The sequence below is a fragment of the Haloarchaeobius amylolyticus genome, from assembly GCF_026616195.1.
GTDB lineage: Archaea > Halobacteriota > Halobacteria > Halobacteriales > Natrialbaceae > Haloarchaeobius > Haloarchaeobius amylolyticus.
Map to the genome: position 1 here is coordinate 16,847 of NZ_JANHDH010000002.1, position 13,413 is coordinate 30,259.

Sequence of the window (13,413 nt, forward strand, 5' to 3'; positions counted from 1 at the left end):
CCCGACACGACGGTTTAGTGTCTCGGGCGTCCTCTGTACGGCTATGGCAACCCTGGCCACAGATGCGGAGCGCGACGCGTTCGCGGAACGGCTCCTCGGAGCCATGGCCGGCGCGTTCGACGTCTTCGCCATCTACATCGGCGACACCCTCGGGTTCTACCACGCCCTCGCCGGTGACTCCCCCCTGACCGCCGCCGAACTGGCGGCCGAGACCGACACCCACGACCGGTACGTCCGCGAGTGGTGCGAACAGCAGACCGTCTCCGGCATCCTCGCCGTCGACGACCCGGCGAAACCCGCCGAGGAGCGCCGGTACTCGCTGCCCCCGGCCCACGTCGAGATACTCACCGACCTGGAGAGCGAGCGCTTCCTGGCCCCCTTCGCCCAGCTGTTCGTCGGCGCGGCGACCCCCATCTCGGCCGTCGTCGAGGCGTTCCGGACGGGCGAGGGCGTCCCCCGCGAGGCCTACGGCGACGACTACCGCGAGGGGCAGGGCCGGCTGAACCGCCCGGCGTACCTCGACCTCCTCGGCCGGGAGTGGCTCCAGGCCCTCCCGGACGTGGACGCGCGCCTCCACCTCGAGGACGCCCGCGTCGCCGACGTCTGCTGCGGGCACGGGTTCGCGGCCATCGGCGTCGCCGACACCTACCCGACGGTCCACGTCGACGCGTTCGACACCGACGGGCGCGCCGTCGAATCGGCGCGGCGACACGTCGCCGAGTTCGGCCTCGTCGACCGCGTCGACGTCCAGCAGGCCGACGTGGCCGACCTGACGACCGACGAGCCCTACGACCTCGTCCTCGCGTTCGAGTGCGTCCACGAACTCGCGGACCCGGTCGGCGCGCTCTCGGCGATGCGCGACCTCGCCGGCGAGCACGGCTCCGTCCTCGTGATGGACCGCCGGGTCGGCGACGGCTTCGGGGACGAACTGGAGTACGACTGGCTCACCTACGGCTGGAGCGTGCTGCACTGCCTGCCCGTGGGGCTGGCCGAACAGCCCTCCGCGGGGACCGGCGCGGTCATGCGTCCCGACACCCTGCGCTTCTACGCCGACGAGGCCGGCTTCGAGCGCGTCGAGGTGCTCCCCATCGAACACGAGCGCTACCGCTTCTACCGGCTGTATCCCTGAGCAGTCGGGCGGAACTACCCGAGCCGGGACACCAGTGCCTCGAACCCCGTCACCGTCAGGTCCGGGTCGGCACCGAAGGGTTCCCAGGGGGTGTCCTTCCTGTCGACCCAGACGCCCTGCATCCCGGCGTGCTGGGCGCCGAGCACGTCGAACCAGCCCGCCGTGACGTGCGCGATCTGGTCGATGGGCGTCCCGGTCCGCCCGGCGGCGTGGCGGTACAACTCGGCGTCGGGTTTGAACGTCTCCACCTCGTGGGCGCTGATGACGCCGTCGAGCAGGTCGCCGATGTTCGCGTGCTCGACCATCGAGTCCAGCATCTCGGGGTTCCCGTTCGAGAGGACGTATGTGTCGTAACCGGCGTCTCGCAGGCGTTCGACGCCGTCGCGCACGTCGTCGAAGACGTCCAGTTCGTGGTACACCGACAGTATCTCCTCGCGTTCGTCCGCCGAGACGTCGACGTCGTGGGCCTCCAGCGCGTACGTCAGGGCGTCCCGGTTCACCGCGTAGAACGGCTTGTACACGTCGACCTGGTTGCCGACGAAGGTGTACTCGAGCGACCGGGCGCGCCACAGCCGCGAGACCGGCTCCGGGTCGTCGACGCGGGCGGCCAGGGCCTCCTCTGCGGCCTCCACGTCCACGAGCGTGCTGTAGGAGTCGAACGTGACCGTCGACACCTGGGATGCGTCGAAGCTCATACGTCGCCGATGTCCCGGTTCCAGACCGGCGTGATGGGTTCCTCGAGGCGTGCCATCTCCTCGTCGGTCAGGTCGACGTCGAGCGCGCCAACGTCCTCGTCGAGGTGGTCGACCGACTTCGCGCCGACGATGGGGGCGTCGACGAGTTCCCTGTGCAACAGCCACGCGAGGCTGACCTGCGTCGGCGTCGCGTCCTTCTGGTCGGCCAGGTCGCGGACCACGTCGAGGACGGCCCAGCCGTCCTCGGTGAACCGCTCGCGGGTGTACTCGTCGCTCGCGGCGCGGCCCTCCTCGGGCTCCTCGCCGCGCTCGTACTTGCCCGAGAGGAAGCCACCGGCGAGGGGCGACCACGGGATGACGCCGATACCCTGGTCCCGGCAGGCGGGCAGGACGTTCGCCTCCTCGTGGCGGTCGACGAGGTTGTACTCGCACTGCATCGAGACGAAGCGCTCGTGGTTCGCCACGTCGGCCTCGTACAGCGCCTTCGTGAACTTCCAGGCCGGCATCGAACTCGCGCCGACGTACCGGACGACCCCCTCCTCGACGAGGTGGTCCAGCGCCGAGAGCGTCTCCGAAATCGGTGTCTCGTCGTCCCAGCGGTGTATCTGGTAGAGGTCGATGTAGTCCGTGCCCAGCCGGTCGAGGCTCGCCTCGGCCTGGTCGAGGACGTGCTTGCGCGAGAGGCCGCCCTGGTTCGGGCCGTCGCCCATCGGGAAGTAGACCTTCGTCGCGATGGCCAGCTCGGAGCGGTCGTACTCCTGGATGGCCTCGCCGAGGATCTCCTCGCTCTCGCCCGTCGAGTAGATGTTGGCGGTGTCGAAGAAGTTGATACCGTGCTCTCGAGCGCGGTCGATGACGGCCAGTGACTGCTCGCGGTCGTGGTTCATCCACGGCTGCCCGGTGCCGAAGTTCATGCAGCCGAGACAGAGCCGGGAGACCTCGAGACCGGTGTCTCCGAGTCGTGTGTACTCCATGGGACCGACTTCCACGCCCGGGCAGGTGTAGGTTGGGTTGGCGGCAGCCCCGCGTCCGGCGCTAGCCTCCCGATTTATACCTCATACCGTGGCTCGTGTACACATGACCAGAACCGACGAGTTCGTCACCGTCGACGGCACCGAACTCCACTACTCGGCGTGGGGCGACCCCGACGACCCCGTCGTCGTCTGCGTCCACGGCCTCTCCCGGAACGGCCGGGACTTCGACCCACTCGCCAGCGAGCTGGCCGACGATTACCGCGTCCTCTGCCCGGACATGCCCGGCCGCGGCCTGAGCGAGTGGGCCGACGACCCCGACACCGGGTACACCTGGCCGGCACTGCGGGACACGGTCCTCGGTTTCTGTGACGCGCTCGACCTCGACGAGTTCCGGTACGTCGGCACCTCGATGGGAGCACTGCTGGGCATCACGCTGGCGAGTACGGCCCTCGACGGCCGGGTCACCCACCTCGTCTGCAACGACATCGGGCCGGTCCTCACGCAGGCCGACGACGGGGTCGACCGCATCGAGTCGTACCTGACGAACCCGCCGGTCTGCGAGACGGTCACCGACCTGGAGGACTGGTACCGCGAGACCTACGCGACATCGAACGAGAAGACCGACGCCCAGTGGCGCCGGTTCACCCTCACGAGCATGCGCCGGCGCGACGACGGCCTGGTCACCCGGGACTACGACGAGCGCATCGTCACGCCGCTGCTCCGGGGCGAGGACGACGTGTCCGACGCCGAGGCGTGGCGGCGCTGGGAGTCGCTGGAGTGTCCGGTGTTCGTGGTCTGGGGGCGCGAGTCCGACATCCTGCACGAGGCGACCGTCGAGGAGATGCTGGAGCGCCGGCCCGAGACGGAGGTGCTGGAACTCGACTGCGGGCATCCCCCGGGGCTGAACGTCGCGGCCCAGATCGCCCCGATTCGGCGGTTCCTCGCGGGGTGACGGGCCGCCCGGACCGCCCGGAGACCAGACCCACCGGCCCGGTCGAACACAAGAGGTTTACCCGCTACTCTCGATTCGGTGACACAACGACATGCAGCCCTCACGCCGCGACGTCCTCCGCTTCGCCGGCACCGCCGCGGGCCTGGCCGCGACCGCCGGCTGTCTCAGTTTCGGTACCGGCCAGTCGGGCTACCAGCTCCTCGCCCACGACCTCGAGGACTCGCTCGCCCGGCAGTACCTGATCCCGGACCCGACCGACGTCCGGGCCGAGACGCGGGTCGACTACACGAGCGAGCGCAAGTCCGGGTACGTCGAGACGCTCCTCGACACGGGCAGCGTCACGGCCCTCCAGTGGCCCCTCACGGAGTACGAGTACTGGGGCGACCACGCCCGGCCGCGACCCGCCTTCCTCCGGCACGAGGGCACCTTCTACCACGTCCGCGTCGCGGAGACGATGGTCGACCGCGACCGCTGGGTGTTCGGGTTCGAACGGGCCGACGAGCCCGACGGCGACGCCGCGGTCGCGATGGAGCCCTTCGGGTCGCTCTCGGACGCCGACCGTCGCGTGGTCGAGGCGGCGCTCGACGCCATCTACGCCGGCAGCGACGGCTTCCTCGGCACGCCCGACTTCGACGAGCAGCCGGTCGTCCAGTTCCACGACGGGCTGGACCCGGCCGCCAGCGACCTGGTGCCAGAGCCACCCTTCGACTTCGTCGAGTACGCCGAGGACTACTACCGGCCGTTCACCGACCAGCGGACCGTGACGGTACCCGAGCGCACCTTCTCGCTCGAGGCCGTCGGCGACTCGTGGGCCGCCATCGAGGAGTACGTCGAATCGACCGTCCCGGACGCCCGGTTCTCCGAGGTGTCGCTGTCGAGTGCCGCGAGGGACGTGCTCGACACCGCCGTCGACCCGGAGGAGGTCCGGGGCTACCTCGAAGACCCGCCGCTCTCGGACGGGCTGTCGAGCGTGCTCGGGGCGCTCGGCATCGAGGACCACCTCCGCCCCTACGACGAGTACGAGACGCGCACCGTCTACCCCGGCGCGGTCGCCGAGTATCGCGGGACGTGGTACGAGTTCGAGTTGCAGGTCGAGGTGTAGGCGGTGGGGTCGGCCGGACGACCGGCGGGGTCAGACCTCGACGGTCGAACCTAACTCCGGCGCGGCCGCCTCGAACCCCTCTTCGCGCAACTCCGCGGCGAACCCGGCGCAGTCGTCGCCGTGGTTCACGAGGACCGGGGTGTCCCGGTACGAGTCGAGGAACTCGCGCAGGGCGTCCGCGTCGGCGTGGGCCGAGAAGTCGTACTGCTCGGTCTGGGCGGAGATGGGCATGACCCGCCCGTCGATCTCCGCCCGGCCGTGTTCGAGCGCCTGGTGGCCCGGCGTGCCCTCGACCTGATATCCAGTAAAAGCTATCTTGTTCACCGGGTGGTCGCGGATCTCCGGGACGTAGGTCATCGCGGGCCCGCCGTGGAGCATCCCCGAGGTCGTGATGATGACCGTGTTCTGCTTCGCGATGCGCTTTCGCTGGCCGTCCCGGCCGGTGACGAACCGGGCGTGGCCGCTGGCGCGTTTCAGTTCGTCGGGGTCGCGCAGGAACGACGGGTACCGCCGGAAGATGTCGGTGACGCGCGTCCCCATCCCGTCGACGTAGCAGTCGATGTCATGGGCCGCACAGACGCACATTATCTCCTGGGTCCGACCGATGCCGAAGGCGGGGACGACGACGGTCCCGCCCTCCCAGATGGTCGTCTTCAGGCTCTCGGCGAACCGTTTCTCTATCTCCGGGCGGGGGTCGCGGTGGGTGTCGGCGTAGGTCGCCTCGGTGATGACCACGTCGGCGTCGGGCCGGTCGCGCGAGCCGGCGAGGAGGCGCTGGTTCTCGGTGTGGAAGTCGCCGGAGTACAGCAACCGGGTGTCGCCGTCGTCGACCAGCACGTGGGCGCTGCCGGGGATGTGGCCCGCGTTGAAGAACGTCACCTCGTAGCCGGCGGCTTCGAAGGGGACGCCGTAGGCGTGGGTCCACGAGACCTCGGTGAGTCGCTTCAGCTCGGCCTCGGTGAACGGGCAGTCGTAGGTGCCGCCGTTGAGCTTCAGCGTGTCCCGCCCGAGGACCTGCGTGAGTTCGGCGGTCGGCGGCGTCCAGTGGACCGGCGGGCGCGCGTCGCCAGAGAGCAGGGCCGGGATGGTACCGACGTGGTCGAGGTGGCCGTGGCTCACGACCACCGCGTCCGGCGTCGGCTGGTCGACGGGGTACTGCGGGGGGTTGCCCGAGGCCATCCCGAAGTCGAGCAACAGCGAGTCGTCCACGAGGATGGCGCTGCGCCCGATCTCGCCCGCACCGCCGAGGAACCGTAGCTGCATCTACCGGACCTTGCGAGTCGAGGTGTTTCCCTTCGTCGGTTCGGCCTGCGCCCGACGGGGTCAGAACGTCCCGTTCTCGCGCTGGGTCTGCCTGACGGTGAAGTACTGGTACTCGTCGCCGTAGGCCAGCGCGAGCGACCCGAGCCACCAGTTCCATCGCTCGACCACGTCGCCCTCGGGCGCGTCGCGGAGGTTGTCCACGATGACCTCCGCGGTCAGCTCGTGGCCCGCGTCCTGCCGGTACTGTCCGGAGTCGCGGAGGTCCACGGCCTCGCGCACGACGACGTGAGCCTGTCCCCCGAACTCGCGTTCGAGGCGGAGTTCCAGTCGGCCGGGTTGCATACCCGCTGGTTCGACGGCAGACGACTTACCTTTCGGGGTGCTTTCGACGGAGTTTTGAACGACGGTGAACGAGATGGAGGCACTATGGCGAGTTTCAACGTCGTCGTTGCGGACCCCGAGACGGGCGCGACACACCAGCTCGAAGCAGAGGAACAGGACGCGAACCGATTCATGAACAAGGAGATCGGCGACACGGTCGACGGCGCCGCCGTCGGCCTCGACGGCTGCACGCTCGAGATCACGGGCGGCTCCGACGACGCCGGGCGGCCGATGCGCGCCGACATCGCCGGTGCCCAGCTCAAGGAGGTCCTGATGAAGGAGCAGTCGGTCGGCTACAACCCCGACCGTCCGGGCCAGCGCAAGCGCCTGACCATCCGTGGCCGCGTCGTCTCCGACGCGACGAGCCAGATCAACACGAAGGTCGTCGAGACGGGCGAGCAGTCCGTCGCCGAGCTCCTCGGTCTCGAGGGCGACGACGACGAAGACGCAGACGAAGAGTAAGACCACCAGACGGGTCCGTCCCGAGCGCGTCGTAGGTCTCCTGAGGGGTCGCCCCCTCGGCGCGCGCTCGCGGCCCACGACACTTCTTTCGCGCCCCACCCGACGAGCGACAGGTATTCGAGCCGTGACGGTCCATTGGTACGTATGGCTGATCGCGTTTCTTCCGATGCAGTGCCGACGGTGCGAGCGAAGTTACAGAAACACGGGGCGACCGACCGCCTCCGAATCGAACTCCCGGCCGACGAGGCCGCACAGTTCCCCGAGGGCGAGGTCGTCCGGATGATGCTCGACGGGAAGGAGCGTCACGCCCGCATCGAGTCGCACCTGACCAGCGACGGGCTGGTCATCGCGGGCGTCTACGACTCGCCGTCGGCGGCGCGCGAGAAGAACGGCGAGGACCGCCTCGCCGAGTGGTGCTCGAAGCACAACCGCAGCGCTGGCGGGTCGGTGCTGGTCGACGTCATCGAAGACGAGTTCCAGTACGGCCTGCGGGCCCCGGGAGACCGCGCGTTCTACACCGCACTGGAGAAACCCAGCGACAGTCTCGCGTCCATCGCCGAGGATATCGAGGATTAGAGCCGGGGGAGGAACGAGTAGAGCAGGTAGCCGAACGCGAGGTGCTGGAGCATCGTGCGCTCGACGGTCACGCGGACCTGGTGTTCGTCCTGGATGGAGTACTCCTTGGTCCGGACCTTCTTGTGCATCCGGAGAGTGTCGTCGTCCTCTAGCTGGTGCAGGCTGGGGTAGACCGTCCCCGGGCTGAGCTGGGCGTCGAACAGGCGCGTGAGGTCGGAGATGAGCTCCTTGCCGTGGGTCTCGCCGCGCAGCGAGATGAGCATCAGGAGTATCTCGTCGAGGTTCTCCTTGATGATGGTCTCGTCGAAGTCCGCGTGGTCGGCCGGTAGCGCCGCTTCGACCGATTCGAGCATCTCGTCGAGCTCGCGCTCGACGGACTTGTCGTCGGCTTTCGGCGCGGAGCCGATGGTCAGTTCGTACTGGTCTTCACCGCCATCGTCGCCGGTGGCAGCGGCCGTGAGGTCGCTGAACACCGAGCGGGAATCGGGGTCGTCGTACATTTGTCGTCACCTTCTGGCCTTCTCCGAACGCACTGGGATGGGCTTCCACCAGGAGCCTCGTATCGCGTCCAGGTACTGACTGAATCCTAGGGTGCACCTGTAATAAGTCAATTGGCCAACCAAGGTTCTGTGACATAAGGATAACGGCCGAAAACCGGGCGAGTTTGCTAGTCGAAAAATGGAGAAAATTACACTCTAAGAGCACTGAATCCACAGAATAAGTAATAGTAATTAGGATTACATACTGGTGACTCTGGCAGCTATGTATCAGAATTATTTACGTTCTGTCAGTCGTCGCCGATGGCCCTGATGATCTCCTGTCTGGCGGGTTCGTCCTCGTCGAGGTCCTTCTCGACGCGGCGTTCCGCCAGCCGGGCGAGCATCAGGTGCTCTTCGAGGTCGTCGCCGGCCATCTTCGCGATGTACTTCAGCGAGCGGGCGTGGGTCCCGAAGGGGGTCCCCGAGAGCGTCTCGAGCGGGTACTCGAGCGTCGCCGGCTCGTCGTACTTCCGGTTGTGGATCTCCGCGAGGGAGAGCCCCCGGATGTAGGTCACCATCGCGTCGCGGACGGTCGGGGCGATCCAGCCGAGGTGCTCGTAGTACCGCAGGCAGTTGAGCGCCCCGCTGGTCCCGAACGTCTCACCGAGGTAGCGAGCCCACTCCATGGTGGCCTCCATGGCCCCCGGAGTGCTGGGCATCGACCGCAGGTACGGTTTCTCGGTGTGCAGTGACATCCGTGTCTCCTACCAGAATTCTGGGTCCATATCGGTATAAAGGCTCTTGCCGTTTCGAGCGCTGAGTCGCGGCGTGTGTCGTGGCTCACACCGTGATGAGGGCGTCCACGACGTACCGGGTCAGCTCGGCCGTGAGGGCCCCGGTCCAGGTGAGTGCCACGAAGTGGACGTACCCACTCAGCATGTGGCCACGGTCGGTCACGCGGACCATGATGGAGGAGAGGAGCGCGTTCAGCACGATGGTCAGGATGAGCAGGAACTCGATGGTCTGGATGTCGTACTGCTTCGTCGACAGCAGGAAGCTCATCTGGCTCGCGCTCAGGTCCATGTCCTCGGTGATCTGCATCAGCAACTCGACGACCTCCAGCCCGACGAAGAAGGAGAACACCGAGGCGGCGGTCAGCCCGTAGAGGACGCCGATGAGCGTCGTCGTCGCCTGCTGGCGCTGCTCGCGCACCTTCAGGACCTCGCCGAGGTTCCGCGAGATGACCTGCCCGAGCATCTTCGGGTCGCCGCCCATCCGCCGGCCCTCGACGTACATGTCGCCGAACTTCTGGATGAGGTACGACCCCGTCTCGGCCGCAAAGAGCGCCCACGAGCGCGTCGAGTCGATGCGGATGTTCAGGCGCTTGAACAGGTTGTCGATGTTCTTGGTGAGCGACCCGAAGTCCTTCTTCCGGAGCGATTCGAGGACGTTGCCCGTCGAGGTCTGCTTGACGGACTCGACCGCCCCGAGCGCCCGGATGAAACTCGGGAACTCGCTGTCGCGGTCCTGGACCTTCTTCTCCTCGCGCCGGACTAGCCAGCCCGGAATCAGCAGGGGCGTCACCGGGATGGCCGCCATGATGGGCAGGGGGAGGACGTCGCTCTCGACGGGCAGGTACCCGAGCAGGATACCGCCGACGACGGCGAACGCGACGATGGAGAGCGCGCCCCCGACGACCACCGCGGGCATGGCGCGCTTGAGGGGGTAGTCCCCCGCCGTCTCCTGGATGTACCACACCGGGTCGTACGGGGAGACGGCGTGGATGGCGTAGACGAAGCCGGCCTGGACGATGACGAACATCACGATGACCGCCCCGACCGCGAGCGTCGGGTTCACGCCGACGAGCACGGGCAGGACGATGGCGAACACGAGGACGAACGCGGTCGACAGCATCATCGAGAGGTAGAGCTCTTTCATTACGTCGAGCTTGTTCAGGTCGGCCTCGTACCGGATGACGAACTGCTGGATGATGCTCTCCTGTTCGTCGATGAGGAACTCCGATATCTGCTGGCCGCCCCCGATGGTGTACGCGAGACGTTCGAGGAAGTCCGACAGGAGGGGGGAGTTCACCTGCCGGGCGCGCATCCGGCAGGCGTCGTCGAGGCTCTGGTTCCACGTGTCGACCAGCGCGACGAGGTAGCCCATCTCCTCGGCGAGGGCCTGGTACTCGTCCTCCTCGGCGAGGGTGCGGAAGATCTCGATGCGGTTGATGTTCGTCATCGAGAGGACCGTGATGTGGGTCAGGAACAGGTGAAAGCGCTGGCGTATCTGCTTGCGCTGTCTGTCCTGGACCGCCTTCGGGTACAGCAGCGCCGCGAACACCGAGAAGACACCGAGCAGGACCAGCGGCCCGCCGACCGTCAGCGAGAGCGACAGCGCGAACGTGACCGCGATGGTCCCGACCGCGAACACGAACGACGGCAGGACGATGATGAGCAGGTAGGTCCTGACCGGCATCTCCATCCGGCGGTACGCCTCCTGGATGGAGGACAGCAGGGCGTTCACGTCGCCGGGTTGCTGGCTGGCGGTGGACATGGTCAGATGGTCATCCGGAGGTCGGCCGTCTCGACGGGGATACCCTCCAGCCCGTCGCGCTGGAAGTCGGCGATGAACTCGTTGACCTCGTGGTAGCCGAGGATGTCGGCGTCCATGGCCCGCCGGATGAGTTCGGCGCGGCGGTCGAGTTCGTCGTAGATGAGCCGCGTGTCCTGGTAGCCGAGCAGCTCCGCGATCTGCTCTTCGAGCACGTAGGAGTTGTTCCGGCCGGTGAAGTCGACGGTGTCCTCGCGGGGGTCCCAGTTGAACGCCTGTCGCGTGACGACACCGCCCTCGTAGTCGGAGTAGCCCTCTATCTCCTGGACCGAGGTCACCCGGCGCAGCACCTTGTCGCCCTGCTTGACGCGGTTCTGGAACAGCGCCACGTCGCAGTTGTCCATGAACGTCTCGGGGACGTTGATGGGCGCGCCGGTGAAGCGCTGTATCATCGAGACGATGTCGGAGGCGTGGAAGGTGAGCATCACCGGGTGGCCGGTCTGGGCGGCCTGGAACGCCATCTGGCCCTCCGCGCCACGCACCTCACCGACGATGATGTAGTCGGGGCGCGAGCGCAGCGCGGCCGCGACGAGGTCGAACATGTCGACGTCGGCGCTGTCGTCGCCCGAGCCCTCGCGCGTGAGGAGTTGCTGCCACGTCTCCTGTGGCGGCTTCACCTCGGCGGTGTCCTCGGCGGTGTATATCTTCGAGTCGTTCGGGATGAACGAGAGGCTCGCGTTGAGCGTCGTGGTCTTCCCGGACGCCGTCTCGCCGACGACGAACACCGTCTGTTCGTTCTCCAGGCAGAGCCAGAGGTACGCGCTCAGCTCGGGCGAGAGCGTGCCCCACTTCGTGATCTGGAAGATGGAGAGCGGAATCTCCTCGCCCTGGCGGATGGTCAGCGAGGGCCCCTTGACGGAGACGTCGTCGGAGAAGATGATGTTCACACGCGACCCGTCCGGCAGCGTCGAGTCGATGATGGGGTGCGAATCCGAGACGGGGGTGTCCATGCGCTCGCCCATGTTGCGGATCCAGTTCTGGAACGCCTCCAGCGAGCCGAAGTCGACGTTCGTGCCGACCATCCCGTAGGTCCCGTGGTCGATGTCGCACTGGTGCGGGCCGATGACGTGGATGTCCTCGTTCTCCGGGTCCTGCATGACCGGGTCGAGCGGCCCGAGGCCGACGATGTCCCGTTGCAGGTGGTAGCGCAGCGACTCGTAGGTCTGGCGGTCGACGGTGAGGTTCCCGCCGAGGGCGCCGCCGATGCCCCGGATGGCCCCGCCGACCGTGACGACCTCGTTCAGCAACTCGTCGAGGTGCTTCTCGAACTCCTCGTTCTCGGTCGGGGCGGGGCGGGTCACCGACCGGTCGAGGATGCGCTGGCGGACCTGTGCGTACAGGTCGCGCTCCTGGTCGGAGAGGGTCGGCTCGATGCAGTAGTACGTGGTGTCGATGCCGAGGTCCCCGAAGACGTGGACGAACACGTCCTCGGACACCTGGTAGCAGACGTTCGGCCGGTCGGACCCGTAGTCGCCGGGGTCCTCGACCAGCGTCGGGTACTCGCCGAACTCCGCACCGAACTCCTGGAGGTGCTCCATGAGGTGCAGGTGCTGTTCGGCCTGTGCGCGCAGCTCCGAGGACATCCGGGTGGTGCCGTACTCCGCCATCTCAGGCCACCGTCCGGTTCACGATGGTCAGCCCGCGACCCTGCTGGACGTTGAAGCCGATGGAGTCGTCGACGGGGTCGCGCATGTTGGTGAACCGGCGGACGCGGATGGTCCGCCTGATGGCCTGCCCGACCGTCTCCGTCTCGATCTGCAGGAACACGTCCGCGACGCTCCGGATGGGCGTCATGGCCTTCTCGGTGACGGCGTCGGGGTCGACCGTCAGCACGACCGACTTCCCCTTCGCCGTCATCCCCTGCAGGTACGTGAGGACGTTCTCCATCTTGTGGTCCTCGTCGCCGACGCCGGTGATGGCGTCGAACGTCGGGTCGTTGCGCAGGAACGCGCTGAAGGCGTCGACCACGACCACGTCGCCCTGCCACAGCAGGCTGGGCTGGGTCAGCCGCGAGAGCAACTCGCGGCGGTCGCCGTTGCGGTGCGTGTCCACGTCCGCGTGGAGGAACAGCACCTTCCCCGAGAGCAGGTGGTCGACCACGTCGTAGGACAGCGAGTGCATCTGGCGGATGAACTCGCCGGCCGTGAGTTCGGTCGAGACGTAGCCGACGTAGGCGTCCTCGTCGGCGACGCCGTAGGCGATGCGCTGGCTCAGCACCGACTTGCCGGCGCCGTCGACCCCCTCGACGAGCACGATGCTCCCGGCGGGGATACCGCCGCCGAAGGCGTGGTTCACGCGGTCCGTGTCGGTCAACCCGAGCGAGTAGTAGTCGTTCATACGTAGAACTCGAACACCTCCTCGTCGCCGTTCACGATGACGACCACGCGGTGCGACCCCGCAGAGAGGCTCCGGTCGAGGTCGAGCCGGGCGACGTTGCCCGGCCGCCACTCCGCCCCGTCGACGACGGTCAGCGACCGGTCGCCGTCGGAGACGTACTGGCCGTCGACGAGGACGTCGACGTTGCTCGTCGCGTTCGGCAGGCGCCCGTTCCCGGTGTTCTTCACCAGGAGCGTGATGGTGCCCGACCCGTCGTCGTACACCGCGGCACTGCCGGGGTCGGAGATGATGTCCACCTCGGTGTCGATCTTCTGTGCCGCGTCGGCACTCTTGGCATCTATCGAGCTACTCACCTCGCCGACGTTGGTCACCATGGTGCCGGCGACGCTCACCGCGATGAGCATCGCCGCGATGAACATGATGAGACTCGAGACTGACGTACTCGCCATC

Annotated in this window: 15 protein-coding genes; 5 read left to right on the plus strand and 10 right to left on the minus strand. The window is 67.4% G+C overall.

What is annotated here, in order from left to right; translation table 11 throughout:
* The first annotated feature begins 43 nt into the window (after positions 1 to 43).
* Positions 44 to 1,129, plus strand: coding sequence for a class I SAM-dependent methyltransferase (locus NOV86_RS12430; RefSeq protein WP_267641761.1), 1,086 nt, complete (start codon positions 44 to 46; stop codon positions 1,127 to 1,129).
* A 14-nt stretch (positions 1,130 to 1,143) separates the two neighbouring features.
* Here NOV86_RS12430 and NOV86_RS12435 read toward each other — a convergent pair whose 3' ends face one another.
* Positions 1,144 to 1,824, minus strand: a complete 681-nt coding sequence (locus NOV86_RS12435) for a haloacid dehalogenase type II (protein ID WP_267641762.1) — start codon at positions 1,822 to 1,824, stop codon at positions 1,144 to 1,146.
* Positions 1,821 to 2,798, minus strand: a complete 978-nt coding sequence (locus NOV86_RS12440) for an aldo/keto reductase (RefSeq protein WP_267641764.1) — start codon at positions 2,796 to 2,798, stop codon at positions 1,821 to 1,823. The genes NOV86_RS12435 and NOV86_RS12440 overlap by 4 nt, the downstream gene beginning before the upstream one ends.
* Positions 2,799 to 2,901: 103 nt before the next feature.
* On the opposite strand from NOV86_RS12440, the gene NOV86_RS12445 reads away from it, so the two are divergent.
* Positions 2,902 to 3,750: an alpha/beta fold hydrolase gene (locus tag NOV86_RS12445; RefSeq protein ID WP_267641766.1), complete on the plus strand. Its 849-nt coding sequence runs from the start codon at positions 2,902 to 2,904 to the stop codon at positions 3,748 to 3,750.
* A 91-nt stretch (positions 3,751 to 3,841) separates the two neighbouring features.
* A complete protein-coding gene (locus NOV86_RS12450) occupies positions 3,842 to 4,852 on the plus strand; it encodes a twin-arginine translocation signal domain-containing protein (RefSeq protein ID WP_267641767.1) in 1,011 nt (336 codons plus the stop codon).
* Between the two features lie 30 nt (positions 4,853 to 4,882).
* On the opposite strand, the gene NOV86_RS12455 is transcribed toward NOV86_RS12450, so the two are convergent.
* Complete coding sequence (locus NOV86_RS12455; protein ID WP_267641768.1) at positions 4,883 to 6,115, minus strand: MBL fold metallo-hydrolase; 1,233 nt, start codon at positions 6,113 to 6,115, stop codon at positions 4,883 to 4,885.
* A gap of 60 nt (positions 6,116 to 6,175) precedes the next feature.
* The gene (locus tag NOV86_RS12460) at positions 6,176 to 6,592 is read right to left on the minus strand and encodes a WNWW family protein (RefSeq protein WP_497007454.1); all 417 of its coding nucleotides are present in this window, start codon (positions 6,590 to 6,592) and stop codon (positions 6,176 to 6,178) included.
* Here NOV86_RS12460 and NOV86_RS12465 point away from each other — a divergent pair.
* The gene (locus NOV86_RS12465) at positions 6,542 to 6,958 is read left to right on the plus strand and encodes a 30S ribosomal protein S6e (RefSeq protein WP_267641770.1); all 417 of its coding nucleotides are present in this window, start codon (positions 6,542 to 6,544) and stop codon (positions 6,956 to 6,958) included. The two genes, NOV86_RS12460 and NOV86_RS12465, sit on opposite strands and share 51 nt — an antisense overlap.
* A gap of 144 nt (positions 6,959 to 7,102) precedes the next feature.
* Entirely contained in the window at positions 7,103 to 7,534 is a 432-nt protein-coding gene (locus NOV86_RS12470; protein WP_267641771.1) for a DUF7112 family protein, read from the plus strand.
* Here the strand turns inward: NOV86_RS12470 and NOV86_RS23085 are convergent.
* The 6 genes from NOV86_RS23085 to arlG form a co-directional block, all read right to left on the minus strand.
* Positions 7,531 to 8,034, minus strand: a complete 504-nt coding sequence (locus tag NOV86_RS23085) for a PadR family transcriptional regulator (protein WP_303647621.1) — start codon at positions 8,032 to 8,034, stop codon at positions 7,531 to 7,533. The two genes, NOV86_RS12470 and NOV86_RS23085, sit on opposite strands and share 4 nt — an antisense overlap.
* A gap of 287 nt (positions 8,035 to 8,321) precedes the next feature.
* A complete protein-coding gene (locus tag NOV86_RS12480; protein ID WP_267641773.1) occupies positions 8,322 to 8,768 on the minus strand; it encodes a FlaD/FlaE family flagellar protein in 447 nt (148 codons plus the stop codon).
* An 85-nt stretch (positions 8,769 to 8,853) separates the two neighbouring features.
* A complete protein-coding gene (gene arlJ, locus NOV86_RS12485) occupies positions 8,854 to 10,569 on the minus strand; it encodes an archaellar assembly protein ArlJ/FlaJ (protein ID WP_267641775.1) in 1,716 nt (571 codons plus the stop codon).
* Positions 10,570 to 10,571: 2 nt separating this feature from the next.
* Positions 10,572 to 12,233, minus strand: coding sequence for an archaellum flagellar ATPase motor FlaI (flaI, locus tag NOV86_RS12490; RefSeq protein ID WP_267641777.1), 1,662 nt, complete (start codon positions 12,231 to 12,233; stop codon positions 10,572 to 10,574).
* A 1-nt stretch (position 12,234) separates the two neighbouring features.
* Positions 12,235 to 12,963: an archaellum protein ArlH gene (gene arlH, locus NOV86_RS12495; protein ID WP_267641778.1), complete on the minus strand. Its 729-nt coding sequence runs from the start codon at positions 12,961 to 12,963 to the stop codon at positions 12,235 to 12,237.
* The gene (gene arlG / locus NOV86_RS12500; RefSeq protein ID WP_267641779.1) at positions 12,960 to 13,412 is read right to left on the minus strand and encodes an archaellum stator protein ArlG; all 453 of its coding nucleotides are present in this window, start codon (positions 13,410 to 13,412) and stop codon (positions 12,960 to 12,962) included. The genes arlH and arlG overlap by 4 nt, the downstream gene beginning before the upstream one ends.
* Between the last annotated feature and the right edge of the window lies 1 nt (position 13,413).

Coding starts and splice junctions, on each gene's coding strand:
- NOV86_RS12430 (WP_267641761.1), top strand. CDS start 44: ATGGCAACCCTGGCCACAGATGCGGAGCGCGACGCGTTCGCGGAACGG.
- NOV86_RS12435 (WP_267641762.1), bottom strand. CDS start 1,824: ATGAGCTTCGACGCATCCCAGGTGTCGACGGTCACGTTCGACTCCTAC.
- NOV86_RS12440 (WP_267641764.1), bottom strand. CDS start 2,798: ATGGAGTACACACGACTCGGAGACACCGGTCTCGAGGTCTCCCGGCTC.
- NOV86_RS12445 (WP_267641766.1), top strand. CDS start 2,902: ATGACCAGAACCGACGAGTTCGTCACCGTCGACGGCACCGAACTCCAC.
- NOV86_RS12450 (WP_267641767.1), top strand. CDS start 3,842: ATGCAGCCCTCACGCCGCGACGTCCTCCGCTTCGCCGGCACCGCCGCG.
- NOV86_RS12455 (WP_267641768.1), bottom strand. CDS start 6,115: ATGCAGCTACGGTTCCTCGGCGGTGCGGGCGAGATCGGGCGCAGCGCC.
- NOV86_RS12465 (WP_267641770.1), top strand. CDS start 6,542: ATGGCGAGTTTCAACGTCGTCGTTGCGGACCCCGAGACGGGCGCGACA.
- NOV86_RS12470 (WP_267641771.1), top strand. CDS start 7,103: ATGGCTGATCGCGTTTCTTCCGATGCAGTGCCGACGGTGCGAGCGAAG.
- NOV86_RS23085 (WP_303647621.1), bottom strand. CDS start 8,034: ATGTACGACGACCCCGATTCCCGCTCGGTGTTCAGCGACCTCACGGCC.
- NOV86_RS12480 (WP_267641773.1), bottom strand. CDS start 8,768: ATGTCACTGCACACCGAGAAACCGTACCTGCGGTCGATGCCCAGCACT.
- arlJ (WP_267641775.1), bottom strand. CDS start 10,569: ATGTCCACCGCCAGCCAGCAACCCGGCGACGTGAACGCCCTGCTGTCC.
- flaI (WP_267641777.1), bottom strand. CDS start 12,233: ATGGCGGAGTACGGCACCACCCGGATGTCCTCGGAGCTGCGCGCACAG.
- arlH (WP_267641778.1), bottom strand. CDS start 12,963: ATGAACGACTACTACTCGCTCGGGTTGACCGACACGGACCGCGTGAAC.
- arlG (WP_267641779.1), bottom strand. CDS start 13,412: ATGGCGAGTACGTCAGTCTCGAGTCTCATCATGTTCATCGCGGCGATG.